Source organism: Aeromonas sp. QDB31 (assembly GCF_027707605.1).
In the GTDB taxonomy this organism is placed as follows: Bacteria; Pseudomonadota; Gammaproteobacteria; order Enterobacterales; family Aeromonadaceae; genus Aeromonas; species Aeromonas media.
Window position 1 is genome coordinate 12743 of sequence record NZ_JAPCIX010000018.1, and the last position, 26096, is coordinate 38838.

The window sequence follows — 26096 nt, forward strand, 5'->3', positions numbered from 1 at the left end:
TGCCCCCCACTATATAAGTTTTAACGACTAATTAAAATCCAAACCCTGTGCAGTTATTCATCAAAGCAGCATAACCATATAAGCCAGTTAGATTTTTTTAAACTGACAAGACACACAACACAGACAAGTTAACAAAAAGTCAGCATTTCACCCTTATTGGAACGTAGTGCCCAATTGCAGATAGAACATGTCATGCCCCCCCTCCGCCACGCCATAGCCGAGGAAGATGGGGCCGAGGAAGCTCTCCACCCCCACATAGACGGAGCCGGCAGTGTAGGAGGACTCCAGGCTGATGTCGGCTCCCTTGTCCCAGACTCCGCCCTGTTCGAGAGATCCCCCGAGGAACAAGGGTGCCTTGATGGCACCGAAGTCGTTGTCCGCCACCCGGTAGATGTAGCGCAGACCGCTGAACAGACTGTAGCGGCCGCTCAACTGGTAGTGCTGGAAGCCGGATAGCCGGAACAGGCCGCCGAGATCCTGCACGAACAGCGGCACCTCTTCCTCCGAGGAAGAGCCGCCCCCTTCCAGCATCAGGTTGAGGCTGTGCCGTCCCCATGACCAGGGCTTGATCATCGCCAGGTGGTAATTGAGCCCCTCGGTGTTCTCCGTCGGCTCGCCGGTCGGCTCAATCTTGATATGGGAGTAGCCTCCCTTGATGTCCCAGTAGATTCCCTCGTAGGGGAAGTAGCGGCTGTCGAGGGTGTCGTGCTCGAAGCGAATATAGGGCCCCCAGGCGGTGGCATCCGCACTCGCGTCGGACAGGTTCTGGACATCGACGCTGCCCACCTGGCCTTCCAACCCCAGGGACACCCTGCTCCAGGGCTGCCGATTCCAACCGACGGCGAGATCCACGCTGGTGAAGCTGTACTCCGAGTCCAGGTAACGGACTCCGGACAGCTGCACATCTTCCTCCGGGAAGAAGACCCGGCGCTCGGTCTTGTCATAGGCCAGGCTCGCCTCGCCATAGAAAGTCTGAGAGGGCTCGAGTGGCGTATAGAAGTCGGTCTTGAGGTGCTTGGCCGTGCCGAGCGACGCCTCGGTCAGCCACTCGGCGCCCCAGTCGTTGACGTTGGTCAGGGTATAGGACATGCCGACGTTGTAGTTGGAGCTGCTCTCGAAGTCATCGGAGAAGCCGAGCTGGAAGTTGAGATAGCCAGGTCCCCAGTTCTTCTCGCTGGCATCCACCACCAGCACGTTCTCGCCGTCCCGCTCCACCACCTCGTAGGTAATGCGGTCGAACGACTCCAGGGCGTAGAGTCGGCGAATGCCGGCCTCCAGGCTCTCATAGGTCTGCACCTTATCCGGGCGCACCTTGAGCATGGCCCGCACCGTCTCGTCGGAGAGGCGCGACTTGTTGAGGATCTCCACCTTGTCGATGTAGTAGGCCGGTTGACCGCTACGCTCGGCGCGGCGACTCAGCTTCTTGTTGCGGTAATCCGCGTAAGCGTCGGGGGAGAGTGACAGGGCATCGAGCTGGGCAGCGGCGCGATTGGCCACCGCCTCCCCCTGCTTGATCCCCTCCGGCATCCGGGCAAAATCGGCGATCCCCATGTCTCCGAACTCAGGGCTGAGCAGCACATCCTTGGGCCCCAGCAGCGCCTTCTGCTTCTCGGTGCCGACCTGGGTCATGTAGGTGGTGAGCTGGTCGATCATGGCCAGCCCGGATTTGAGCGACTCCCGGGTGCGCAGCTTGGCGCCGATGTCCACCGCGATCACCACATCGGCCCCCATGGCCTTGGCCACGTCAACCGGCATGTTGTTGACTGTGCCGCCGTCGGCCAGGATGTGCCCCTCCCACTCCACGGGCTTGAGGGCGCCGGGGATGGACATGGAGGCCTGCATGGCCTTGGCCAGGCTGCCATGGTCGAGCACGAAGGGGGTCACCGTCTCCATGTCGGTGGCCATGGCGCGGTAGGGAATGGGCAGATCGTCGAAGCTCTTCTGCGCCGGCAGGTTGGAGGTGGCATGGCGCAACAGGCTGGCCATGGATTGGCCCTGGAAGAAGCCGTCCGGCAGCTGGGTCTGGTCACCGTTGACCCCGATGTCGGTGCGCAGCTGGTACTTCTCGCTCTGCTGCTTCTTGCGCAGGGAGAGCTCGTCACGACCGACCTTGTCCTGATAACCCTTGTTCCAGTCGATGGCGAGGGTCATCCGCTCCACCTCCTCGGCACTGAGCCCCATGGCGTACATGCCCGCCACGTAGGAACCCATGCTGGTGCCCACCACGATGTCGACCGGGATGCGCTTCTCTTCCAGCACCTTGAGCACCCCGATGTGGGCCGCCCCCTTGGCGCCGCCGCCGCTCAACACCAGGGCTATCCTGGGCCGATCCGCCTTGGTGCCACCGCCTTGCACCTGAGCGGCATCGCTGGCCTGGGCCGCCCCCGTCCATGGCAGGGTCGCCATCAGAAGCATTAGCAGTTGGGTCCATCCCCAATGAAAGATGCGCATATGAGTGTCCATTGATCCGTGCGAGTCGAGTGAGCTGTCCGCCGACGTGAGTGCCGCCAGCTATGAGTTGAAGAACTTTAACTGCAACCGGCCGCGCTGGCGAGATGTCATCGTCCCGTGGTTGCACTGCAGAGCCAGGGAGGAATAGTGTCAATCCAGTCCCGGCCTGATGTGAGCGCAAACGTTAATCGGCAATAAACGCCACCACCACCTCAAGAGCCCGCTCGGTCAGCCGTTAATATGTACTCAACCTTAGGCCCACACTCCCGAGTCACCCTTATGTTCGCAAGCCTGACACTCAAACAGAAAATTCTGGCCACCGTCATCCTCGCCGTGGCTCTCTCCTGTCTGCTGGTGGGCTATTTCAGCCAGCGCTCGGCCCAACAGCTGATCGAGACCCGCATGTTCGAACAGGAGCTGCCCAACCTCACCCAGCGCATCGGCAAGGAGATCGAGAAAGACCTCACCTCGGTCGCAAGCGCCGCCAGGCAACTGGCCAATGACCGCTTCGTGCTGGACTGGGTGGCCCGCGGCATGCCCAAGGAACAGGAATCCATCCTCATCGATCAGCTCAAGGACATGACCAGCCAGTATGGCCTGGTCACCGCCTCCTTCGCCGATCGCCAGAGTGCCGCCTACTACAACCAGGACGGCTTCCTGCGCATCCTGAACCATGAACAGGACAACTGGTTCTACGACTACACCAAGAGCGGCCAGGACCTGATGCTCAGCATCTTTCGCGAGAGCAATGGCGAGGTGAAGCTGTTCGTCAACTTCCAGCAGCTAGACGGGCGCGGCCTGGCCGGCCTCGCCAAGTCTCTCGACAGCATGGTCAGCATGCTCGCCAACTTTCGCATCGGCGACAGCGGCTTCGTCTTCATGACCGATGGCAGCGGCAAGGTGAAGCTACACCCGGACGCCGCCCGCATCGACAGAGACAGCCTGGGTCAACTGGCTGGCCCGGGCGCAGGCGCGCTGATGACCAAGCAAGCGTTCGCCGCCACTCATGCCGAGATCGATGGCCAGCCGGTGGTACTCGCCACCAGCTATATTCCCCTGCTCGACTGGTATCTGGTGGCCCAGGTGCCGGAGGCCGAGATCTATGCCGAACTGGACAAGGCGCGGCTGCACATAGTGCTGGTGAGCCTGCTCATCGCCGTAGGCATGGGGCTGCTCAGCGTGCTGCTGGCCGGCTCCGTCAGTCGCCCCCTCAACGAACTGGCTCGCCTGTTCCGGGAACTGGGCAGTGGTGACGGGGATCTGACCCAACGCCTCAAGGTGGAAGGACGGGACGAACTGAGCCAGGTCGCCACCGGCTTCAACAACTTCGTCGCCAAGATCCACGGTTCCATCGAGCAGGTGGCGAGCAACTCCCGCCAGCTCGCCGCCACCGCCAACGAGGTGGCCGCCAAGGCCCAGCTGACCCAGCACAACTGCACCGCCCAGCGGGATCGCACCGTCCAGGTCGCCACCGCCATCCACGAGATGGGCGCCACCGTCAGCGAGATCGCCGGCAATGCGTCCCTGGCCGCCGACGTCGCCAGGCAGGCCAACGATCAGGCCGATGCGGGGGCTCAGGTAGTGGCCCAGGCCCGCCACGGCATCGTCGGCCTCTCCGGCGAGATCGAGCAGGTCGCCGGGGTCATCGAGTCCCTGGCCAGCCAGACCGACTCCATCGGCAGCATCCTCGACACCATCCGCAGTATCTCCGAGCAGACCAACCTGCTGGCCCTCAACGCCGCCATCGAGGCCGCCCGCGCCGGTGAGCAGGGCCGCGGCTTCGCCGTGGTGGCCGACGAGGTGCGCAACCTCGCCAGCCGCTCCGCCGCCTCCACCGCCGAGATCCAGGGCATGATCAACCGGCTGCAGGAGCAGAGCGCCCGCGCCGTCAGCGCCATGGCCCAGGGCCGCAACCAGAGCCTGGAAGTGGTCACCCAGGCCGATGCGGCCGACGGGGCGCTCGGCCAGATCACCGCCCACATCACCCAGATCAGCGACATGAATATCCAGGTCGCCACCGCCACCGAGGAGCAGTCCAGCGTGGTGGGCGAGATCAACCGCAACGTAGAGGACATCAACCAGCTCACCATGGAGACCGCCGACATCGCCCACCAGCTGACCGAGTCCAGCCGCAGTCTGCAGCAGCTCTCCGGCGAGCTCGACAAGCTGGTCGGCAACTTCCGGCTCTGAGCCTTTTAGCCCTCCCACTCACTCAGGGAGCGCAGCCGCGCTCCCTGTTCTTCGACAACGGCAAGCCATGACGCAGCGGCGCCAACTCGACTCAGGATCTCGGCCGAAATGCCGCATAATCAGAGGAGAACCAAGGAGAACGGAAATGGGCAAACTGATGATGGTAATGGTACTGGGGGCGCTGTTGTCGGCCTGCAGCAGCGGTCCGGTGCGAGTGCACGGCGCCGATGTCAGTGTGGATGACACCCGGATCCGGGTCTACGATGGCCATCATGATGGCTATTACGATGATGACTATCATGGCGGCCAGCGGGGTCGTTTCTGTCCCCCGGGACAGGCCAAGAAAGGGCGCTGCTAGCGCCTTTTTTTATGGTCGCCATCTGCCCGCCGCAACCGGGTCTACTGCGAGGGACAGCTCCGGGTCACGCAGGCTCCCATTCCGGTATCGACCACCACCTCAGCCAGAATACACCTCTCCTCCTGTGCCTTGAGCGCCGCCATGGACTGCTCCTTTGATGCCAGGCCCGCTCAGGCCCGGCATATAAGCCATTCCATCATGCGGTGACGCCAACGTGTGGCGCGGCAATGAAACGACAGCGCCAGCAAGGGCACATCGCTGCAGAGCACGGTCCTCGCAGCACGCGTTCTACCCCATACTTGAGGGAACACCGCATGTTCCCGGTTATGTCAGCGGCAAGTCATGACGCAACGCCACCAACTTCCCCCGATGTCCAGGGGGAACGGCAGCATAATCAGGGGAAACCCTAGGAGGTTGTTATGGACAAGCGGATTCTGATGGTACTGCTTGGCGCCTTGCTCACCGCCTGCACCAGTGGCCCGGTACGGGTACACGACGCAGATTTCAGCGTGGACGATGCCCATATCCGGGTCACTGACGGCTACTACCGCTATCATGGGGGCCATTACTATCGCTATTACGATGACCACCATCACCACGATGGCTATTACCGCCGCTATTACGATGACCGCTACCCTGGTCGCTATTACTACCGCTATGACGATCACCACCATCGCCAGGGCGGCTATCGCACCTTCTGCCCGCCAGGGCAGGCGAAAAAAGGGCGCTGCTAGTACCTTTTTTGCGGTCGTACATCTGCTTGTCCGCCTGTTGCAACAGCAGTTCCAGATCGGGCGGCAGCAGCGGATCATAGTGGGCGACGCCGGTGGAGCAAAACAGTTGGTAGGGCTTGCCCTGCTCCCGGTTGAAGGTCGCCAGCGCCTTCTCGAAACGGGCCAGCACCCGGGACACCAGCGCCGATCCTATGCCCGGCAGCAGCACCACGAACTCGTCCCCGCCAAGCCGGGCGAAGATATCCGCATTGCGAAACACCCGGGAGAGCAGCAATGCCACCTGGCGCAGGGCATCATCCCCCACCTCGTGTCCCAGGGTGTCGTTAATCTCCTTGAAACGGTCGAGGTCGAGGAACAGCAGACTCGCCTCCCGCCCCTGCCGATGGGAGAGCTGCAGGCACTTCTGCCCCAACATGATGAAGCCACGACGGTTGGTGATGCCGGTCAGCTCGTCCAGGATAGCCAGTTGAATGGCGGCCAGCTCATGCTCCACCATGCCCGCCAGATCCATCAACAAGGCCCGCTGACGCTCATCCAGCTGGCGCGGCCTGCGATCGATAAGGCAGAGGGTACCCACCTTGTAGCCACCGGCGATATGCAAAGGCGTTCCTGCATAGAAACGGATGTGGGGGTCCCCCAGCACCAGGGGATTGTCGGCGAAGCGTGGATCCCGGGTCGCATCCTCCACCACGAAGATCTCTTCGCCGAGGATGGCATGGCCACAGAAGGAGACGTCGCGTGGAGTCTCCTGCGCATCCAGACCGCAGCGGGACTTGAACCACTGCCGCTCCTCATCCACCAGGGAGATGAGCGAGATGGGCACCTCGAACATGTTGCGCGCCATCCGGGTAATGCGATCGAAACGCTCCTCCGCCGTGCTATCCAGAATGGCGAGACGGCGCAGGCCATCGAGTCGCTGTCGTTCGTGTTCGGGTATGGCAGGTGCTTGCATGGGAAGAGCCGGCGGTTGATGACAGAAGCCTCAGCATAGCAAATGGCCTCGAGCAAATCTCATCCATCGTCGGGCAACAAAAAAGCCGCTCCTGAGAGCGGCTTTTCATCATGGCAAGAAGAAGAGGCTTACTTCTTCTTCTTGGCCTTGGCGTTCGGCAGGTCGGTGATGGAGCCTTCGAACACTTCGGCAGCCAGACCCACGGACTCGTGCAGAGTCGGGTGAGCGTGGATGGTCAGCGCCAGATCTTCGGCGTCGGCACCCATCTCGATGGCCAGACCGATCTCGCCCAGCAGCTCACCACCGTTGGTACCGACGATGGCACCACCGATGACGCGGTTGCTGTCCTTGTCGAAGATCAGCTTGGTCATGCCGTCGGCGCAGTCGGAGGCGATGGCACGGCCGGAAGCAGCCCAAGGGAAGGTAGCGACTTCGAAGTTCAGGCCCTGTTGCTTGGCTTCCTTCTCGGTCAGACCGACCCAGGCCATCTCTGGCTCTGTGTAGGCGATGGACGGGATCACTTTCGGGTCGAAGTAGTGCTTCTTACCGGCGATGACTTCGGCCGCCACGTGGCCTTCGTGCACACCCTTGTGAGCCAGCATCGGCTGGCCGACGATGTCACCGATGGCGTGGATGTGCGGAACGTTGGTACGCAGTTGCTTGTCCACTTCGATGAAACCGCGCTCGTTGACGGCAACACCGGCTTTCTCGGCGTCCATCAGCTTGCCGTTCGGCACACGACCGACCGCGACCAGCACGTTGTCGTAGCGAACCGGCTCGGCCGGGGCGTGCTTGCCTTCGTAGGAGACGTACAGGCCGTCCTCACGGGCTTCAACTGCGGTGACCTTGGTCTCCAGCATGATGTTGAATTTCTTGGCAACGCGCTTGGTGTAGATCTTGACGATGTCTTTGTCGGCAGCAGGTACCAGCTGATCGGCAAATTCCACCACGTCGATCTCGGAGCCCAGGGAGGAGTAAACGGTACCCATCTCCAGACCGATGATGCCGCCACCGATAACCAGCAGCTTGCCCGGTACTGTGGTCAGTTCCAGCGCATCAGTTGAATCCCATACGCGGGGGTCATCGTGGGGGATGAAGGGCAGCTTCACCGGACGGGAACCGGCCGCGATGATGGCGTTGTCGAAGGTCACTGTGGTCTTGCCGTCGGCACCTTCCACTTCGAGGGTGTTCGGGCCGGTGAACTTGCCGAAGCCGTTCACAACCTGGACTTTACGCATCTTGGCCATGCCGGCCAGACCGCCGGTCAGCTGGTTGATGACCTTCTCTTTCCACAGACGCACCTTGTCGATGTCGGTCTGCGGGGCACCGAAGACGATGCCGTGCTCGGCCAGCGCCTTGGCTTCTTCGATCACTTTGGCAACGTGCAGCAGCGCCTTGGAGGGGATGCAGCCCACGTTCAGGCAGACGCCACCCAGGGTGGAGTAACGCTCGACGATAACGGTATCCAGACCCAAATCGGCAGCGCGGAAAGCAGCGGAATAACCGGCAGGGCCAGCACCCAGTACTACGACCTGGGTTTTGATCTCTTTACTCATCATGACCTCTTTGTCGTTCTATATCCCCGGACAGCACAGTCTTATGCCAAAGAAGGCGGCTGCAGCCGTGAAAAAAACGGGGCAAGTTTATAATTTTGTTAATGAAATGAGAAGTGAAAAGGGCGAGCTCTGTGCTCGCCCTCTCATTTACATTTACAGAACCAGTCGACGAATGTCGGACAGCACGCCACTCAGGGTGGTGATGAAGCGAGCCCCGTCGGCGCCGTCGATGACGCGGTGGTCATAGCTCAGGGCCAGCGGCAGCATCAGGCGAGGCACAAACTCCTTGCCGTTCCACTTCGGCTTCATCTCGGACTTGGAGACGCCCAGGATGGCCACTTCCGGCGCGTTGACGATCGGGGTAAAGCTGGTACCGCCGATGCCACCCAGGCTGGAGATGGTGAAGCAACCGCCCTGCATGTCGGCAGCGGTCAGCTTGCCGGCACGGGCCTTCTTGGAGATCTCGGCCAGATCGCGGGACAGCTCATGGATGCCCTTCTTGTTGACGTCGCGAACGACCGGCACAACCAGGCCACCCGGGGTGTCAACCGCCACACCGATGTGGATGTACTTCTTCATGATCAGCTTGCTGCCGTCTTCGGACAGAGCGCTGCAGAAGCGCGGGTGCGCTTCCAGCGCCTTGGCGGCCGCCTTCAGGATGAACACCAGCGGGGTGATCTTCACGTCCAGCTTCTGCTTCTCGGCCAGGATGTTCTGCTCTTTGCGGAACGCTTCCAGATCCGTGGTATCTGCTTCGTCAAACTGGGTGACATGAGGGATCATGGCCCAGTTGCGGTGCAGGGCAGGACCGGAGATCTTCTGGATCCGGGTCAGTTCCAGCTCTTCGACCGGGCCGAACTTGCTGAAATCAACCTTGGGCCAGGCCACGACGCTCATGCCGTTGCCAGTGCCTTGACCCGCAGCCGGGGCGGACTCGGCACGCTTGACCGCATCCTTCACGTAAGCCTGCACGTCTTCTTTGACGATGCGGCCCTTGCGACCCGAGGCCTTCACCTTGGCCAGGTTGACACCGAACTCGCGCGCCAGACGGCGTACCGCCGGGGAGGCGTGGACGTAGGCATCGTTGGCCACGAAGTCGGAAGAAGCGGCAGCCGGGGCAGCAGCCTGAGCAACCGGGGCGGCGGCAGGAGCAGCGGCAACGGGGGCAGCAGCTTGCGCAACCGGAGCGGCGGCAGGGGCAGCACCAGCCACTTCGAATACCATGATCAGGGAACCGGTAGAGACCTTGTCACCGGCCTTCACCTTGATTTCCTTGACCACACCGGCGAACGGCGCTGGCACTTCCATGGAGGCCTTGTCACCTTCCACCGCGATCAGGGACTGGTCGGCTTCGACCTTGTCACCCACGGCCACCATGATCTCGGTGACTTCCACTTCATCGCCGCCGATGTCAGGTACGTTGACCTCTTTGGCACCGGCAGCAACCGGGGCAGCAGCAGCCACAGGGGCGGCAGCAGGAGCCGGAGCAGCCACGGTAGCGGTCGCGGCGCCCGCCACTTCGAACACCATCACCAGGGAGCCGGTGGAAACCTTGGCGCCGGCGGCAACCTTGATCTCGACCACGCGGCCCGCGAACGGCGCCGGTACTTCCATGGAGGCCTTGTCACCTTCCACAGCGATGATGGACTGGTCGGCTTCAACCATGTCGCCCACGGCAACCATGATCTCGGTCACTTCGACTTCGTCGTCACCGATGTCAGGTACGTGCACGTCTTTGGCAGCGGCAGCAACAGGGGCAGCCGGTGCGGCGGCAACCGGGGCGGCAGCCTGAGCCGGAGCGGCGGCAGCGCCTTCCGCTTCGAAGATCATGATCTGGGAACCGGTGGCAACCTTGTCGCCCACCTTGATCAGGATCTCTTTGACGATACCGGCGGCCGGAGCCGGGACTTCCATGGAGGCCTTGTCACCTTCCACGGCGATCAGGGACTGGTCCAGTTCGACCTTGTCACCCACGGCGACCATGATCTCGGTCACTTCCACTTCATCGGCACCGATATCCGGCACCATAATCTGTTTGGACATTGTGCTTTATCCTCTTACGCGTACGTTTATCGCGTTAACCTTGGCAAGAGCAGGTTCCGGCTCGTTGTTGCCGTCCGGACCCTGTGTGTCCTCTTACTCTTATGTCGCATTAACCTGGGCAAGGCCCTGTCCGGCACGCAAGTCCGGACAGGGCGCTCAATCCTCTTACGCGTACAGCGGGTTAACCTTGTCGGCATCGATGCCGTATTTAGCGATGGCGTCGGCCACAACCTGCTTGTCGATCTCGCCGCGCTTGGCCAGTTCGGTCAGGGCAGCAACGACGACGTAGAACTCGTTCACTTCGAAGTGACGACGCAGGTTGGCACGGCTGTCGGAACGGCCATAACCGTCGGTACCCAGTACACGGTAGTTCTCGGTCGGCACGAAGGCACGCACCTGCTCGGCGAAGGACTTCATGTAGTCGGTCGCGGCGATAGTCGCTTCGGAACCCAGTACGGAGGTGATATAGGGCACACGGGCGGCCGCAGTCGGGTGCAGCATGTTCCAGCGATCGGCGTCCTGACCATCACGAGCCAGCTCGTTGAAGGAGGTAACGCTGAACACGTCGGAACCCACGCCGTATTCACTCGCCAGGATCTGGGCGGCGGTACGGACGTGACCCAGGATGGAGCCACAACCCAGCAGCTGTACCTTGGCCTTGTTGCCGGCCACGGATTCCAGCTTGTAGATACCCTTGCGGATGCCTTCCTCGGCGCCTTCCGGCATGGCCGGCATGGCATAGTTCTCGTTCAGGGTGGTGATGTAGTAGAAGACGTTCTCCGGCTTCTCACCGTACATGCGACGCAGGCCGTCCTGTACGATCACCGCCACTTCATAGGCGTAGGACGGATCGTAGGAGATGCAGTTCGGGATGGTACCGGCCAGGATGTGGCTGTGACCATCTTCGTGCTGCAGACCTTCACCGTTCAGGGTAGTACGACCGGAGGTCGCGCCCAGCAGGAAGCCACGGGCTTGCTGGTCACCGGCTGCCCACGCCATGTCGCCGATCCGCTGGAAGCCGAACATGGAGTAGTAGATGTAGAACGGGATCATCGGGCAGTCGTTGGTGCTGTAAGAGGTCGCAGCAGCCAGCCAGGAGGACATGGCCCCCAGCTCGTTGATGCCGTCTTGCAGAACCTGACCCTGCTTGTCTTCCTTGTAGTAGGAGACGATGTCGCGGTCTTGCGGGGTGTACTGCTGACCGTGCGGGCTGTAGATGCCGATCTGACGGAACAGACCTTCCATACCGAAGGTACGGGCTTCGTCGGCCAGGATCGGCACGATGCGCTTGCCGATGGACTTGTCTTTCAGCAGCACGTTCAGGGAACGCACGAACGCCATTGTGGTGGAGATCTCGCGCGCCTGCTCACCCAGCAGCGGGCCAAAGGCATCCAGCGCCGGGATTTCCAGCTTGGTAGTGCTCTCGCGCAGACGGGTCGGTACATAGCCCTTCAACGCGGCACGACGGGCGTGCAGGTACTTGTGCTCTTCGGTACCCTCTTCGATCTTCAGGTACGGCAGGTTTTCCAGCTGCTCGTCGGTGACCGGCAGGCTGAAACGATCGCGCAGGTGACGCACCGAGCCCAGATCCATCTTCTTGACCTGGTGAGCGATGTTCTTGCCTTCGGCCGCTTCGCCCATGCCATAACCCTTGATGGTCTTGGCCAGGATGACGGTCGGCTTGCCCTTGGTCGCTGCAGCCTTGGAGAAGGCGGCGAACAGTTTGCGAGGATCGTGACCACCGCGGTTCAGGGCGAAGATCTCCTCGTCGGTCATGTCTTTGACCAGGGCGGCGGTTTCCGGGTAACGGTTGAAGAAGTGCTCACGCACGTAGCCGCCGTCACGGGACTTCATGGTCTGATAGTCACCATCCACGGTCTCGTTCATCAGCTGGATCAGCTTGCCGGAAGTGTCTTTCTTCAGCAGCTCATCCCACTTGCGACCCCAGATGACCTTGGTGACATCCCAACCAGCGCCGGCAAACAGGCCTTCCAGTTCGTTGATGACCTTGCCGTTGCCGACAACAGGACCGTCCAGACGCTGCAGGTTGCAGTTGACCACGAACACCAGGTTGTCGAGCTTTTCACGCACGGCAACGGTCAGGGCACCCTTGGCTTCCGGCTCGTCCATCTCGCCGTCACCCAGGAAGGCGTACACGGTCTGCTCGGAGCAATCCTTGATACCACGGTCGGTCAGGTACTTCAGGAAGCGAGCCTGATAGATGGCGGCGATGGGGCCCAGACCCATGGAAACGGTCGGGAACTGCCAGAAGTCCGGCATCAGTTTCGGGTGCGGGTAGGAAGGAATGCCCTTGCCGTCCACTTCCTGACGGAAGTTGTCCAGCTGCTCTTCGGTCAGACGACCTTCGGCGAATGCACGGGCGTAGATGCCCGGGGAGATGTGACCCTGGAAGTAGACCAGATCGCCACCGTCCTTCTCGCTGCGAGCGCGGAAGAAGTGGTTGTAGCAGACTTCGTAGATGGTTGCGGAAGAGGCGAAGGAAGACATGTGACCACCGAGGTCCAGGTCTTTCTTGGAGGCGCGCAGCACTATCATCATGGCATTCCAGCGGATGATGGCGCGGATGCGACGTTCCATCTCCAGGTCGCCCGGGTAAGCCGGTTCGTCGCTGGCAGGAATGGTGTTGATGTAGTCGCGATTCGCCTTCTCAGCCACGTCAACACCGCTGATGCGGGCTTTCTCGGCCAGTTGTTCAAGGATGAACTGAGCGCGTTGCGGACCCTCTTCACGCAGCAGGGATTCCAGAGAGGCAAGCCACTCCAGCGTTTCTATCGGGTCCACATCGTTCTTCAGGATATCAGACATGGCTGGTTCCTATTTTGTTGTGATTGCACGGCATTGCACGGCGAAGGGCGCAAGCATTCGACAATAAAGCCTTGTGGGATTAGTTTTCCTGCTGACGGATCCGACGCATGGATCGCTGGATCCGGCTGTCTTCCCTCTGCATATCCAACAAGGTGTCCTCGATAAAGGCCAGGTGCTCATGACAAGCAGCCCTGGCCCGCTCCGGAGCCCCCGACAGGATAGCCTCGATCAGGCTCGCACGATGGCGACGGATCTTGGCTACCACTCCCGGACGGCGATTCAAAATCTCGTTATTTCGTAAAATGTTCTGTTCGAGCATGGGGCCCATGGCCCGTAGCAGGTGCAGCAGCACCACGTTGTGGGACGCCTCAGCCACCGCCAGATAGAACTGGGTGACGGCGGTCGACTCGACCACCAGCGACCCCTGCTGACCTGCCTCTTCGATGGCGGACTGCGCCAGGCGGATCCGTTCGAAATCAGCCTCAGTCCCCCGCAGCGCGGCATAGTAGGCACAGATGCCTTCCAGCGCGTGACGAAACTCCAGCAGATCATACTGGGCTTCCGGGTGGGTACTGAGCAGTTCGAACAGGGGATCGGCGATCCCCTTGCTCAAGGCATTCTGCACATAGGTGCCGCCGCCCTGACGGCGATACAAGAGTCCCCTCGCTTCCAGGCGCTGGATGGCTTCGCGCAGAGACGGCCGCGACACCTGAAACTGGATGGCGAGTTCCCGCTCGGGGGGCAGCTTCTGCCCCGGCTGCAAGCTGCCTTCCAGAATCATGCTTTCCAGCTCGGCGACGATGGCGTCGGCCAGCTTGGGCTGAGTTATCTTGATATAGGGCATGAGGCTACTTTGTTAAATTGGTATTACCAATTCTATGGTTGGGGCGAAAATTAGCAGAGGGCTTGGAAAAAGTCCACCCAAAATATGATCTGCATCAAGAAGGAAGCTTGCCACTTTAGGGGTAAAAGAGCGGAATCATGATATAGCTCATAGAAAATGGTCTGACCAATATTATTGAGCTTGTTCACAGATAACATTTGGCCAACAGCATGAAAAACGGCCAGCCAAAAAAGGCAAGCCATTGATTCTAAATATACAAACTAATGTTTGGATTTTTTACTCAAAGTTGAGCATTCCGCGATAACGCTGCCATTCGAAACTGGTACCGGGATCCGTCTTGCGACCCGGCGCTATGTCGCAATGGCCGACGATGCGTGCTGCCGTCACCTCGGGATACTGGCTGGAAATGGCCCGACTGAGGCCTGCCAGCACCTCATACTGTACATCGCTGTACGGCAGCTCGTCGGTTCCTTCCAGCTCGATGCCGATGGAGAAGTCGTTGCACGCCTCCCGCCCCTCCCAGCTCGATACCCCCGCATGCCAGGCTCGCGCAGTGAACGGCACATACTGCACCAGTTCACCATCGCGGCGGATCAGGCAGTGGGCAGAGACCCGCAGCTGATGAATGCCGGCAAAGTAAGGATGAGCGTCGGGATCGAGGCGACCGAGAAACAGATCGTCGATCCAGGGGCCGCCAAACTCGCCTGGTGGCAGACTGATGCCATGTATCACCAGCAGAGAGATGTCGTCCGGACTGCTCCGCTCATTGTGATGGGGAGAAGGCACCTTGCGGGCCTGCTCACACCAGCCTGCGCGATCGATGGAAAAAATGGTTGTGGGTTCAGTCATCATCTACTCGACTCACAATGGGAAGAGGGACGCCATGGACAGTGCTAGCCGTAGCAAAAAACCGGAACCAAGCCTCTGAATCCATGGGTAAAGCTGTGTTAGGCTGAGCCATCACTTGCAAGGCACTGGATCCCATATGCACCCGATGGCACGCCGTCTCTGGCTGCTGGCCTGGCTCTCACTGCTGGGTCTGCTGACCCTCTACTTCTACTCCAGCGCCAAACCCAGCGTGACCGCCAGCGGCGAGCTGCTGCTCAAGGCCGATGCCAGCGGTCATTATCGTCTGGAGGGTGCCATCAACGACCAGCCGGTGCAACTGCTGCTGGACACGGGGGCCACCCGCGTCACCATCCCGCAACAGGTTGCCGATCGGCTCGGTCTGATCGCCCATGGCAGCAGCCAGGTCAATACCGCTGCGGGTCAGATCCGGGTCGGCAACGGTACTATCGAAACGCTGGCGATGGGGCCATTGACCTTGTACGATCTGGCCATCTTTATTAACCCGGCGGCAGACGGTGACGAAGTGCTGGTTGGCATGAACGCCCTCGGTCGGCTGGAGCTGGTTCAAAAAGAGCGGCAGTTGCTTCTCAGACCCTTGCAGGAATAAGGCATGTTACAACAGGACATCAGCCGCGCCGTGCGCGCCGCACTACTCGAAGACTTGGGCGATGCCCTCACCGCACTGGATCAACCGGATGCCAGCGCCGATATCACCGCCCAGTTGATCCCGGCCGATCGCATCTCGACGGCCCGGGTCATCACCCGCGAGGCCGGTGTATTCTGCGGTCAACCCTGGGTCGATGAGGTGTTTGCCCAGCTCGGTGGCGAGGTCAAGGTGGAGTGGAAGGTGCAGGATGGCGAGCGCCTCTCCCCCAATCAGGAGCTGTTCCGCCTCCACGGCCCGGCCCGGGTGCTGCTGACCGGCGAACGCAATGCCCTGAACTTCGTGCAGACCCTCTCCGGGGTCGCCACCCTGACCGCCCGTTACGTGGCCGAGCTGGAAGGGACCGAGTGTCGACTGCTCGATACCCGCAAGACCCTGCCCGGCCTGCGCAGCGCCCAGAAATATGCCGTCACCTGCGGTGGCGGCAAAAACCACCGCATCGGCCTCTATGACGCCTATCTCATCAAAGAGAACCATATCCTCGCCTGTGGCGGCATTGCCGAAGCCATCGCCGAGGCGCGCCGCCTCAACCCGGGCAAACCGGTGGAGGTGGAGGTGGAGTCCCTGGCCGAGCTGGAGCAGGCACTGACCGCCCGGGCTGACATCGTGATGCTGGACAACTTCGACGTGCCCATGATGCAAGAGGCCGTTCGCCTCAATCAGGGCCGCGCCAGGCTGGAGGTCTCCGGCAACGTCACATTGGAGACGCTGGCCGACTATGCGGCCACCGGCGTCGACTTTATCTCGGTGGGAGCCCTGACCAAGCACGTACGGGCGCTGGACCTCTCGATGCGCTTTATCGAAAGCTGAGCGAGTAGAACGAGTCCGTCTACCCCAAAAATATTGCGGGGCTCGAAACTTGCAAAAGGCGCCATAGGCGCCTTTTCTTTATGCAGGATCCCACGACATAAGGAGTGTGAAGATGGGCCCTCCCCAATCTTGAGAAGCCTCATTGGAAACCGATTAATCTTTGATTTTGCTATGATTTTCACTAAATGACAGAAAAGTGGCTAACAAGGGTGCTGCCTCTGTTGCCAACCCGAAGCGCTCGGATAAGATGCTGGAGTGTGGATAGAATTCCACCGGCACTGTTCAGGAACCATGGAAAAAAGGAAATTTGACATGAAAAGCAACATGAAAAAACAATCAGGGTTTACGCTAATCGAATTGATGATAGTGGTTGCGATCGTTGCCATTCTGGCCGCCATCGCCTTGCCGGCGTATCAGACCTATACCAAACGCGCAAAATTTTCTGAAGTAATTGCAGCTATAGGCCCAGCAAAAACAGCCATAGAGGTATGTGTTCAAGGAGCAAGTAATAACGCTGAAATTATGAATGCAACCACTGGCTGTGGGGCAAGGGCTTTTGCTGCTCTTTCTGCAGCGATAGACAATCAAGAGTACGTTAAGGCTCCCGTCTCAACCGATGTAACAACAGCTGGAGCAATTACAGTTAGATCCTCAGCTATTTTTGATTCTGCCAAAGAATCCACCTATACCCTGAGTGCAAGCCCTGCATTAACAACTTCTACAGTACCCGGAGAACAAATTAACTGGGTTACAACCGGATCTTGCAAGCAAGATGGTTATTGCTAACGCATGACCTCTAGCCTCAATAGCGGCCTGGCCACCAGCCTGGCCGCCTCTTCCCTCCTCAGTGAGCCGGACTCACAGCGCTATCTGAGCCAGGCCAGGGCGCAGCGCAAGCCCTTTGTCACCTTCCTGATCGAAAATGACATCCTCGACAGCAAGGCCCTAGCGGATTTCTGCGAGCTGGAGTATGGGGTACCTCTGCTGGATCTTGCCGCCTTCGATCTCTCCGAGATCCCGCAGAAGTACCTCAATCAGAAGCTTATCGAGAAACACCATGTGCTGCCCATCTACACCCAGGGCCACACCCTCTATATCGCCATGTCGGACCCGACCAATGTGTCGGCTCTGGAGGACTTTGGCTTCAGCTTCGGTCTGCATACCGAAGCCTTGCTGGTCGAAGAGGGCAAGCTGACCGCCGCCATCGGCAAGCTGATGGAAAGCGAGCAGGACACCCTGGGCATGGATCACATCGACGAGGCCGAAATCTCGGAACTCGAGGTCTCTGATGAGAGTTCGCGGCTCGACGACAACGTCAATACCGCCGACGACGATGCCCCCATCGTCAAATACATTCACAAGATCATGATGGACGCCATCAAGCGTGGCGCATCCGACCTGCATTTCGAACCCTATGAGACCAAGTACCGGATCCGCTTCCGGATCGACGGCATACTGCACGAAATCGCCACCCCGCCGGTCAATCTGGCGAACCGTTTCGCGGCTCGCTTAAAGGTAATGGCGCGGCTCGATATCGCCGAGCGGCGCCTGCCCCAGGATGGACGGATCAAGCTGAAGATCTCCCGCAACCGGTCCATGGATATGCGGGTCAACACCCTGCCCACCATGTGGGGAGAAAAGGTCGTCATTCGCCTGCTGGACTCGTCAGTATCTCGCCTCAACCTAGACCAACTCGGCTTCGACGAACGCCAGAAGGCGCAATATCTGCATGCGCTCTCCAAGCCACAGGGCATGATACTGGTCACGGGCCCCACGGGATCGGGCAAGACAGTATCACTCTATACCGGTCTCAACATCCTCAATACCAGCGAGGTCAACATCTCCACCGCCGAGGATCCAGTGGAGATCAACCTGCCCGGCGTCAACCAGGTGCAGATCAATCCCAAGGCGGGGCTCACCTTCGCCAGTGCCCTGCGCTCCTTCCTGCGCCAGGATCCTGACATCGTCATGGTGGGGGAGATCCGGGATCTGGAAACCGCCGAGATTGCCATCAAGGCCGCTCAGACCGGACACCTGGTGCTGTCAACCCTGCACACCAACTCGGCGGCCGAGACCCTGACCCGGATGATGAACATGGGGGTGCCCGCCTTCAACATCGCCTCCTCGGTGACCCTGATCATGGCCCAGCGCCTCGCACGCAAGCTGTGCGATCACTGCAAGGTGCCCGAGGCAGTGCCGGAAGCCGAATTGCTGGAGTTCGGTTTTACCCAGCAACAGCTGGCCGCCGGTTTGCGGCTGTTCAAACCGGTCGGTTGCAAGGAGTGTTCGGGAGGATACAGAGGACGGGTCGGCATCTATGAAATCATGCTGATGTCGGAGAACATCGCCAAGCTGATCATGCAGGGAGCAAACTCGCTGCAGATCGCTGCCATCGCCCAGAAGGAGGGTATGCGTACCCTGCGCATTTCCGGCCTGGAGAAGGCCCGTCTGGGGGTCACCAGCCTGGCCGAGATCAACAGGATCACGACCAACTGAATACATAATGTTCCAGTCATCAAGCCGGGTGAAGCCGATACAGTCACCCCGATGATGTTCTTCAAGCCAAGATGAACCGGACGGGCAGTGCCTCATCCGGCCACCGTCGCCCAATTGCAGGATGCAGTGATGGCAACATTAGCGCAAAAACGTAACACACCTAAAAAGGTCTTCTCCTTCCGCTGGCATGGATTCAATCGCAAGGGACAAAAGGTTTCCGGTGAGTTCCAGGCCGACAGCATCAACACCGTCAAGGCGGAGCTGCGCAAGCAGGGCGTCAATGTCACCAAGGTCAGCAAGCAGGGCCAGGGCCTGTTTTCCAAGGGGGGTGCTCGGATCAAGCCGATGGACATCGCCGTCATCTCCCGTCAGATCACCACCATGCTCTCGGCCGGTGTGCCGCTGGTGCAAAGCTTGCAGATCATCGCCCGCGGTCATGAGAAGGCAGCAGTACGCGAACTCATCGGCCAGATCGCCACCGATGTGGAAACCGGCACCCCGCTGTCAGAGGCGCTGCGCCGCCATCCCCGCCACTTCGATGCGCTCTACTGCGACCTGGTAGACGCGGGGGAGCAGTCCGGCGCGCTGGAAACCATCTACGACCGGATTGCCACATACCGCGAGAAGAGTGAGGCGCTGAAGTCCAAGATCAAGAAAGCCATGTTCTATCCCGCCATGGTCATCCTGGTCGCCATCATCGTAACCTCCATCCTGCTGCTGTTCGTCATTCCCCAGTTCGAGGAGATCTTCAAGAGCTTCGGGGCAGAGCTGCCAGTCTTCACCCAATTCGTCATCGGTATCTCCCGCTTCATGCAAGCTTGGTGGTATATCATCTTTGGTGGCACTGCCTTGGCCATCTTCCTCTATGTGCGCGCCTGGCGAAAATCCCAGAAGGTGCGGGACAACACCGACAGATTCATCCTCACCATTCCTGTCGTGGGCAACATATTGCACAAGGCGGCCATGGCCCGCTTCGCCCGTACCCTCTCCACCACCTTCTCCGCCGGGATACCTCTGGTGGATGCCCTGGTGTCAGCGGCCGGCGCCTCTGGCAACTATGTCTATCGCACGGCCATCCTGGCCATTCGCAACGAAGTGGTGGCCGGCATGCAGATCAACGTCGCCATGCGTACCGTGGATCTCTTCCCAGACATGGTGATCCAGATGGTGATGATTGGTGAAGAGTCAGGCGCCATCGATGACATGCTCTCCAAGGTTGCCGCCATCTTCGAGCAGGAGGTGGACGACATGGTCGATGGCCTCACCAGCCTGCTCGAACCCATCATCATGGTGGTGCTCGGGGTGCTGGTCGGTGGCATGGTCGTCGCCATGTACCTCCCCATCTTCAAGCTGGGCTCTGTGATACACTGAGCCCCTTCGGCAGAGTGACCAGCGGGCATGGCTCGTTCTGGTCCTCTGCCATCCTGATTCTCCACACAAGCGGTTGATTTATGGTGCCTCTGATCGAACTGGCCCAGGGCCTGCCCTGGCTCTATCTCTCCCTGATTTTTCTCTTCTCCCTGATGATTGGCAGCTTCCTTAACGTGGTGATCCATCGCCTGCCCATCATGCTGGAGCGGGAGTGGCATGCAGACTACCGTGATTACTTCGGCAGCGAGGTTGCCACTTCCCCCGCCGAACCTTACAACCTGATGGTACCGCGCTCTCGCTGCCCCCACTGCGATCACCCCATAAGCGCGCTGGAGAACATCCCCCTGCTGAGCTGGCTCTGGCTCAAGGGACGTTGCCGACAATGCAAGGCGCCAATTTCGGCCCGCTATCCCCTGGTCGAGCTGCTGACCGCCCTGTTGTCGGTCACCGTTGCGGCGACCCTCACTCCCGGCTGGGGAGCCCTGGCAGCCCTCGCACTGACCTGGGTACTGGTGGCCCTCACCTTCATCGATCTGGACAAGATGCTGCTGCCGGACCAGCTCACACTGCCGCTGCTGTGGGGCGGTCTGTTGTTCAATCTGGCAGGCGGCTTTGTGCCGCTGGCCGATGCGGTGATCGGCGCCATGGCTGGCTATCTGGTGCTCTGGAGTCTCTACTGGGCGTTCAAGCTGCTGACCGGCAAGGAGGGGATGGGTCATGGCGACTTCAAGCTGCTGGCGGCACTCGGTGCCTGGCTGGGCTGGCAGGCGCTGCCCATAGTGCTGCTGCTCTCTTCACTGGTCGGCGCCATCATCGGGATCGGACTTATCCTGCTGCGCAACCATCATCAGGGCAAACCCATCCCCTTTGGCCCCTATCTCGCCATCGCGGGCTGGATAGCACTGCTGTGGGGGGATAACATCACCCGCTGGTATCTGGACATCGTTCTCTAGCAAGGGGATCACAAATCTATGTATGTGGTAGCCATCACCGGCGGAATAGGCAGCGGCAAGACGACCATCGCCAACCAGTTTGCGGCCCTGGGGATAGAGGTGGTCGATGCCGACCTGATTGCCCGCGAAGTGGTGGCACCCGGAACTCCGGCGCTGGCCGCCATCGTCAACCACTTCGGCCCAGAGATCTTGACCGAGCAGGGACTGCTGGACAGGCGAGTCCTGCGCGAGCGGATCTTCAGCGATCCGGCGGCCAAGTCCTGGCTCAATGCCCTTCTCCATCCGATCATTCGCAGCGAGATGCTGCGCCAGTGCGCGGCAGTCAGTTCCCCCTACTGTCTGCTGGTGGTGCCCCTGCTGGTGGAAAACCGGCTCACCGAACTGGCCGATAGAGTACTGGTCATCGACGTGGATGAGGCGACCCAGATCGAGCGAACCTGCCGCCGGGACGGAGTCAGCCGAGAGCAGGCCGAAGCCATACTGGCATCCCAGGCGAACCGCAGCGAGCGCCTGGCGATGGCCGATGACGTGCTGGACAACCAGAGTGGCACGACTGAGACCATACGGGAGCGAATTTTAGCGCTGCACGAGACATATCTGGCATTTGCCTCTCAACAAGCCCCCCAAGTGTGAGTACACTAGGCCGGTTTATGGCTGGCCAGGATTAGGCATGATTTACGATTTTCCCCTCAACGAAAAAAGCCGGACCTATCTTCGTCTGGAGTCCCTGTTTTCCCAGATCCGCGACAATCTGGAGAGTGACCAGTCCTGGGCACACATCGCCTTCTTCAAGGGGTTGTTCGATTTGCAGGAGTTGCTGGAGCGCGGTGATCTGCGCGCCGATCTGATCAAGGATCTCGAGCGTCTCGGCCAGCGTCTGAGCCATTGGGCCAGCCTGCCGGACGTTGACCTCGAGCAGATCCAGCGGATGCAGCAGGAGAGCACCCAGCTTTCCCGCAGCCTGCTCAGCTCCCCTCGTCCTGGCGCCCGCCTGAAAGAGGATCGTCTGCTCGGCTCCATCCGCCAGCGCTTCTCCATTCCTGGTGGTCTATGCGCCTTCGACGTGCCACAACTGCACCACTGGCTGGTGACGCCGGCCGTTGCTCGCCATCAACAGATGCAGCAATGGCTCAGCGACATCAACCTGCTGATGAACGCCATCTCCCTGCTGCTGAGGCTGTGGCGTGAATCTGGCCACTTCAGCGATCAGGTAGCCACCAATGGCTTCTTCCAGGATACCGCCGAGGGGGCCGAGCTGATCCGCATCCGCCTGACCGGTTCCCAGTCCTGCTACCCGACCCTGAGTGGCCACAAGAACCGCTTCGCCCTGCGTTTTCTGCCCACAACAGAACAAGCGATTGGCGATGTACCCTTCCAGCTTGCCTGCTGCTAAGGAGCTCCCATGGTCACCAAGGTAAAATGTCCGACCTGTCAGAACGAAGTGGAATGGGGCCCACAGAGCCCGTTTCGCCCCTTCTGCAGCAAGCGCTGCCAGCTGATCGATCTCGGCGAATGGGCGGATGAAGAGAAGCGGATCCCAGGGGAGATCAACCCGGATCTGCTGCCGGAGCCGGAAGAGGGCGACCAGTGGCTATAAGCCAGTGGCGGTCACTCACCTCTGCAAAATGAAAAAGGGCCGCTTGGCCCTTTTTCATTTTATTTTGCTACCGGCTCAAGCCAGCACGGCCTGCAGCCGCGCCACTATGGGGCCATTGGCATCGGGGAACTGGTAGTTGTGCAGCTCTGCCAGCGGCACCCAGCGGCACTCCTGCCCTTCCTTGCCAAAGGGTTCGCCATGGAAGCGGGTCACCTTCCAGATATCTAGCAGCACCTGCTTGTCCGGGTAGTCGTGATGCAGCTCCATGAAAGGTGTGCAATCCTGCACCCGGATGCCGATCTCCTCCCACAGCTCCCTGTCGAGCGCGGTGAGCAAGTCTTCCCCCGACTCCACCTTGCCCCCGGGAAACTCCCAGCGATCCCCCTGATGGCGATCGGAGGAGCGCTTGGCGATGAAGATATCGCCCCGTTCATTCTCGATGACGCCGACCGCCACCCAGATCCGCTTTTTCTGTTCCATCTTGTTACCTTTGTACTCTCTGCCTGCTCGGATCGCTCTATGACCCCAGCACCCGGCTGGGTGAGCTGCCGATGATGCCCAACATCCGATTTTGCGTCGCCATGTGACAAAAACAAGGCGGGCACCGGGCCCGCCTTGTCATGGCATTAGGTCACTCAGGTCAACTGACCGTGACAATGCTTGTACTTCTTGCCGGATCCGCAGGGGCAAGGATCGTTGCGACCGACCTTCTGCTCGTCGCGCACGAAGGTCACCGGCGCCGCGTCGGCCTGGGTCTCTTCGTCGGCCAGCTGGTTCTCGGCGGCGGCATGGGTATAGGTGCGGGGAGCCGCTTCCGCCTGCTGGCGCTGCTGCTCTTCCATCGCTTCCACGTCGCGCTCCTGGACCTGTACCCGGCTCAGGATGCTGACCACGTCGCGCTTGAGGGTTTCCAGCATCTGGGTGAACAGATCGAAGGACTCACGCTTGTACTCCTGCTTGGGGTTCTTCTGGGCGTAGCCGCGCAGATGGATGCCCTGACGCAGGTGATCCATGGCCGCCAGATGCTCCTTCCACAGACCATCCAGGGTCTGCAGCATCACCGCCTTCTCGAAGTTGCGCAATACGTCCTTGCCGACCAGCTCTTCCTTGTGGGCGTAGAGCTTGGTGGCTTCTTCCAGGATGCGCTCGCGCAGCTTCTCTTCATACAGCTTGTCGTCTTCCGCCAGCCACTGCTGCAGCGGCAGGTCCAGCGCGAAATCAGACTTCAGGCGCGCTTCCAGACCAGGCACGTCCCACATTTCTTCCAGGGACTGGGGCGGAATGTACTCGTCGATCACGGCGCCATAAACGTCATCCCGGATGACGTGGATGGTGTCGGAGATGTCGTTGGTGTCCAGCAGCTCGTTGCGCTGTTCGTAGACCACCTTGCGCTGGTCGTTCGCCACATCATCGAACTCGAGCAGGTTTTTACGGATGTCGAAGTTGCGACCCTCTACCTTGCGCTGGGCGTTCTCGATGGCCTTGGTCACCCAGGGGTGTTCGATGGCCTCGCCCTCTTCCATGCCCAGCTTCTTCATCATGCCGGTCACGCGATCGGAGGCGAAGATCCGCATCAGGGTATCTTCCATGGAGAGGTAGAAGCGGGAGGAACCCGGGTCACCCTGACGACCGGAACGGCCACGCAGCTGGTTGTCGATACGGCGGGATTCGTGACGCTCGGTGCCGATGATGTGCAGACCGCCAGCGGCCAGCACCTCATCGTGACGGATCTGCCAGGCCGCCTTGATGGTTTTAATCTGCTCGTCGGTCGGGTTTTCCAGCGCTGCAATCTCGGCCTGCCAGTTGCCACCGAGCACTATGTCGGTACCGCGACCGGCCATGTTGGTGGCAATGGTGACTGCGCCAGTCTGACCGGCCTGGGCAACAATTTCCGCTTCCATGGCGTGGAACTTGGCGTTCAGCACCTTATGCGGGATGTTTTCCTTGGTCAGGATGCCGGACAGCAGTTCGGAGTTCTCGATGGAGACGGTACCGACCAGTACAGGTTGGCCACGCTCGACGCAGCCACGGATATCTTCGACGATGGCGACGTACTTCTCCTGGGCGGTCAGGTAGACCAGATCACCCATGTCCTTGCGCACCATCGGCTTGTTGGTCGGAATGACCACGGTATCCAGGCCATAAATCTGCTGGAATTCAAAGGCTTCGGTGTCTGCAGTCCCGGTCATCCCCGCCAGCTTGTCATACAGGCGGAAGTAGTTCTGGAAGGTGATGGAGGCCAGAGTCTGGTTCTCGTTCTGGATCTTGACCCCTTCCTTCGCCTCGACCGCCTGGTGCAGGCCGTCAGACCAGCGACGACCCGGCATGGTACGGCCGGTGTGCTCGTCGACGATGACGATCTCGTCCTTCTGGACGATGTAGTCGACGTTGCGTTCGAACAGGGTGTGAGCACGCAGGCCGGCATTGACGTGGTGCAGCAGGCTGATGTTGGTGGCGGAGAACAGGGAGTCCTCTTCCGCCAGCAGCCCCTCTTTCTTGAGCAGCTCTTCCACGAAGATCTGGCCGTTTTCGGTCAGCAGCGCCTGGCGGTTCTTCTCGTCCACGGTGTAGTGGCCGTCGCCGGTATACTCTTCCGAGTCTTCCTTGTCCTGCTTGACCAGCAGCGGGATCAGTTTGTTGATCTGGGTATACATGGCGGAGCTGTCTTCCGCCGGGCCGGAGATGATGAGCGGGGTACGGGCTTCATCGATGAGCACCGAATCCACCTCATCCACCAGCGCGTAGTTGAGCGGACGCTGCACGCGCTGCTCGGGCGAGAACGCCATGTTGTCGCGCAAGTAGTCGAAACCGAATTCGTTGTTGGTACCGTAGGTAATATCTGCAGCATAAGCGTCACGCTTCTGGGACGCATCCATGCCGGGCACGTTGCAGTCGACCGTCATGCCGAGGAAGGTGAACAGCGGGCGGTTCGCCTCCGCATCACGCTTGGCCAGATAGTCGTTCACTGTCACCACGTGCACACCGCGACCGGTCAGCGCGTTCAGATAGGCAGGCAAGGTTGCAGTCAGCGTCTTGCCTTCGCCCGTCTTCATCTCGGCGATGCGGTTGGAGTTCAGCACCATGCCGCCGATCAGCTGCACGTCGAAGTGACGCATGCCGAACACCCGGCGGGAGGCCTCACGTACGGTGGCGAACGCTTCCGGCAACAGCTGCTCAAGCGTCTCGCCCTGCTCCAGGCGCTGACGGTACTCGGCGGTCTTCGCCTGCAGCTCGCCATCGGACAAGGCCTCGAACTGAGGCTCCATCGCATTGATCTGTTTAACAATTTTGCGCAAAGCCTTGAGCGTTCTGTCGTTCCGGCTGCCGATAATCTTGGTGAGCAGTGTGCTAATCATGTGTACCAACTGTTTTGGTTATATAAGCGTTCCGTCACTGGAACCT

General features: G+C 60.2%; 19 protein-coding genes and 1 pseudogene. 11 read left to right on the forward strand and 9 right to left on the reverse strand.

All coding sequences use genetic code 11. The features are described from left to right. Positions 1–153 precede the first annotated feature (153 nt). Entirely contained in the window at positions 154–2451 is a 2298-nt protein-coding gene (locus PG898_RS16090) for a patatin-like phospholipase family protein (protein ID WP_161507557.1), read from the reverse strand. A gap of 279 nt (positions 2452–2730) precedes the next feature. On the opposite strand from PG898_RS16090, the gene PG898_RS16095 reads away from it, so the two are divergent. Together PG898_RS16095 and PG898_RS16100 are read left to right on the forward strand one after the other, a co-directional pair. Further along, positions 2731–4641, forward strand: a complete 1911-nt coding sequence (locus PG898_RS16095; RefSeq protein WP_042648142.1) for a methyl-accepting chemotaxis protein — start codon at positions 2731–2733, stop codon at positions 4639–4641. A 145-nt stretch (positions 4642–4786) separates the two neighbouring features. Further along, the gene (locus PG898_RS16100; protein WP_005329196.1) at positions 4787–4999 is read left to right on the forward strand and encodes a hypothetical protein; all 213 of its coding nucleotides are present in this window, start codon (positions 4787–4789) and stop codon (positions 4997–4999) included. A gap of 735 nt (positions 5000–5734) precedes the next feature. On the opposite strand, the pseudogene PG898_RS16105 reads toward PG898_RS16100, so the two are convergent. From PG898_RS16105 to ampD, 6 genes and pseudogenes are all read right to left on the reverse strand, one after another. Then, positions 5735–6685 (reverse strand): annotated as a pseudogene (locus PG898_RS16105) (diguanylate cyclase domain-containing protein); the annotation flags it as partial. Between the two features lie 128 nt (positions 6686–6813). Beyond that, a complete protein-coding gene (lpdA, locus tag PG898_RS16110; RefSeq protein ID WP_025328438.1) occupies positions 6814–8241 on the reverse strand; it encodes a dihydrolipoyl dehydrogenase in 1428 nt (475 codons plus the stop codon). Positions 8242–8394: 153 nt separating this feature from the next. Next, positions 8395–10284, reverse strand: coding sequence for a pyruvate dehydrogenase complex dihydrolipoyllysine-residue acetyltransferase (gene aceF / locus PG898_RS16115; RefSeq protein WP_270824597.1), 1890 nt, complete (start codon positions 10282–10284; stop codon positions 8395–8397). A 165-nt stretch (positions 10285–10449) separates the two neighbouring features. Continuing rightward, entirely contained in the window at positions 10450–13110 is a 2661-nt protein-coding gene (aceE, locus tag PG898_RS16120; protein WP_005329209.1) for a pyruvate dehydrogenase (acetyl-transferring), homodimeric type, read from the reverse strand. A gap of 79 nt (positions 13111–13189) precedes the next feature. Next, positions 13190–13954 carry a pyruvate dehydrogenase complex transcriptional repressor PdhR gene (gene pdhR / locus PG898_RS16125; protein WP_005329211.1) on the reverse strand — a complete coding sequence of 255 codons (765 nt, stop codon included), beginning with the start codon at positions 13952–13954 and terminating at the stop codon, positions 13190–13192. Positions 13955–14230: 276 nt separating this feature from the next. After that, the gene (ampD, locus tag PG898_RS16130; protein WP_182787467.1) at positions 14231–14803 is read right to left on the reverse strand and encodes a 1,6-anhydro-N-acetylmuramyl-L-alanine amidase AmpD; all 573 of its coding nucleotides are present in this window, start codon (positions 14801–14803) and stop codon (positions 14231–14233) included. 145 nt (positions 14804–14948) lie between these two features. Here ampD and PG898_RS16135 point away from each other — a divergent pair, with 145 nt between their 5' ends. The 9 genes from PG898_RS16135 to yacG all read left to right on the forward strand — a co-directional run bounded on the left by PG898_RS16135 (position 14949) and on the right by yacG (position 22694). Beyond that, on the forward strand, positions 14949–15410 hold the full coding sequence (locus tag PG898_RS16135) for a retropepsin-like aspartic protease family protein (RefSeq protein WP_371316622.1): 462 nt from the start codon (positions 14949–14951) through the stop codon (positions 15408–15410). A gap of 3 nt (positions 15411–15413) precedes the next feature. Beyond that, on the forward strand, positions 15414–16277 hold the full coding sequence (gene nadC / locus PG898_RS16140; RefSeq protein WP_270824598.1) for a carboxylating nicotinate-nucleotide diphosphorylase: 864 nt from the start codon (positions 15414–15416) through the stop codon (positions 16275–16277). 324 nt (positions 16278–16601) lie between these two features. Beyond that, positions 16602–17063: a pilin gene (locus PG898_RS21370; RefSeq protein WP_082030008.1), complete on the forward strand. Its 462-nt coding sequence runs from the start codon at positions 16602–16604 to the stop codon at positions 17061–17063. A gap of 3 nt (positions 17064–17066) precedes the next feature. Continuing rightward, a complete protein-coding gene (tapB, locus tag PG898_RS16150) occupies positions 17067–18773 on the forward strand; it encodes a PilB family type IVa pilus assembly ATPase TapB (RefSeq protein ID WP_042649025.1) in 1707 nt (568 codons plus the stop codon). Between the two features lie 129 nt (positions 18774–18902). Then, complete coding sequence (locus tag PG898_RS16155) at positions 18903–20144, forward strand: type II secretion system F family protein (protein WP_042649026.1); 1242 nt, start codon at positions 18903–18905, stop codon at positions 20142–20144. Positions 20145–20224: 80 nt separating this feature from the next. Continuing rightward, positions 20225–21097: a prepilin peptidase gene (locus PG898_RS16160; protein WP_042649027.1), complete on the forward strand. Its 873-nt coding sequence runs from the start codon at positions 20225–20227 to the stop codon at positions 21095–21097. 18 nt (positions 21098–21115) lie between these two features. Continuing rightward, positions 21116–21730: a dephospho-CoA kinase gene (gene coaE, locus PG898_RS16165; RefSeq protein ID WP_042649028.1), complete on the forward strand. Its 615-nt coding sequence runs from the start codon at positions 21116–21118 to the stop codon at positions 21728–21730. Positions 21731–21767: 37 nt separating this feature from the next. Beyond that, complete coding sequence (zapD, locus tag PG898_RS16170) at positions 21768–22490, forward strand: cell division protein ZapD (RefSeq protein WP_042649029.1); 723 nt, start codon at positions 21768–21770, stop codon at positions 22488–22490. A gap of 9 nt (positions 22491–22499) precedes the next feature. After that, positions 22500–22694: a DNA gyrase inhibitor YacG gene (gene yacG / locus PG898_RS16175; RefSeq protein ID WP_042649030.1), complete on the forward strand. Its 195-nt coding sequence runs from the start codon at positions 22500–22502 to the stop codon at positions 22692–22694. Positions 22695–22769: 75 nt separating this feature from the next. Here the strand turns inward: yacG and mutT are convergent, their stop codons facing one another. After that, positions 22770–23174 carry an 8-oxo-dGTP diphosphatase MutT gene (mutT, locus tag PG898_RS16180; RefSeq protein WP_005332118.1) on the reverse strand — a complete coding sequence of 135 codons (405 nt, stop codon included), beginning with the start codon at positions 23172–23174 and terminating at the stop codon, positions 22770–22772. A gap of 155 nt (positions 23175–23329) precedes the next feature. Then, positions 23330–26050: a preprotein translocase subunit SecA gene (gene secA, locus PG898_RS16185; protein ID WP_042649031.1), complete on the reverse strand. Its 2721-nt coding sequence runs from the start codon at positions 26048–26050 to the stop codon at positions 23330–23332. Between the last annotated feature and the right edge of the window lie 46 nt (positions 26051–26096).

Bases quoted from the DNA above. Each gene is read 5' to 3' on its own strand.
- lpdA (WP_025328438.1), bottom strand. From the start codon at position 8,241: ATGAGTAAAGAGATCAAAACCCAGGTCGTAGTACTGGGTGCTGGCCCT.
- PG898_RS16100 (WP_005329196.1), top strand. From the start codon at position 4,787: ATGGGCAAACTGATGATGGTAATGGTACTGGGGGCGCTGTTGTCGGCC.
- yacG (WP_042649030.1), top strand. From the start codon at position 22,500: ATGGTCACCAAGGTAAAATGTCCGACCTGTCAGAACGAAGTGGAATGG.
- nadC (WP_270824598.1), top strand. From the start codon at position 15,414: ATGTTACAACAGGACATCAGCCGCGCCGTGCGCGCCGCACTACTCGAA.
- tapB (WP_042649025.1), top strand. From the start codon at position 17,067: ATGACCTCTAGCCTCAATAGCGGCCTGGCCACCAGCCTGGCCGCCTCT.
- PG898_RS16095 (WP_042648142.1), top strand. From the start codon at position 2,731: ATGTTCGCAAGCCTGACACTCAAACAGAAAATTCTGGCCACCGTCATC.
- PG898_RS16155 (WP_042649026.1), top strand. From the start codon at position 18,903: ATGGCAACATTAGCGCAAAAACGTAACACACCTAAAAAGGTCTTCTCC.
- mutT (WP_005332118.1), bottom strand. From the start codon at position 23,174: ATGGAACAGAAAAAGCGGATCTGGGTGGCGGTCGGCGTCATCGAGAAT.
- PG898_RS16160 (WP_042649027.1), top strand. From the start codon at position 20,225: ATGGTGCCTCTGATCGAACTGGCCCAGGGCCTGCCCTGGCTCTATCTC.
- PG898_RS16135 (WP_371316622.1), top strand. From the start codon at position 14,949: ATGGCACGCCGTCTCTGGCTGCTGGCCTGGCTCTCACTGCTGGGTCTG.
- zapD (WP_042649029.1), top strand. From the start codon at position 21,768: ATGATTTACGATTTTCCCCTCAACGAAAAAAGCCGGACCTATCTTCGT.
- ampD (WP_182787467.1), bottom strand. From the start codon at position 14,803: ATGACTGAACCCACAACCATTTTTTCCATCGATCGCGCAGGCTGGTGT.
- aceF (WP_270824597.1), bottom strand. From the start codon at position 10,284: ATGTCCAAACAGATTATGGTGCCGGATATCGGTGCCGATGAAGTGGAA.
- coaE (WP_042649028.1), top strand. From the start codon at position 21,116: ATGTATGTGGTAGCCATCACCGGCGGAATAGGCAGCGGCAAGACGACC.
- pdhR (WP_005329211.1), bottom strand. From the start codon at position 13,954: ATGCCCTATATCAAGATAACTCAGCCCAAGCTGGCCGACGCCATCGTC.
- PG898_RS16090 (WP_161507557.1), bottom strand. From the start codon at position 2,451: ATGCGCATCTTTCATTGGGGATGGACCCAACTGCTAATGCTTCTGATG.
- aceE (WP_005329209.1), bottom strand. From the start codon at position 13,110: ATGTCTGATATCCTGAAGAACGATGTGGACCCGATAGAAACGCTGGAG.
- PG898_RS21370 (WP_082030008.1), top strand. From the start codon at position 16,602: ATGAAAAAACAATCAGGGTTTACGCTAATCGAATTGATGATAGTGGTT.
- secA (WP_042649031.1), bottom strand. From the start codon at position 26,050: ATGATTAGCACACTGCTCACCAAGATTATCGGCAGCCGGAACGACAGA.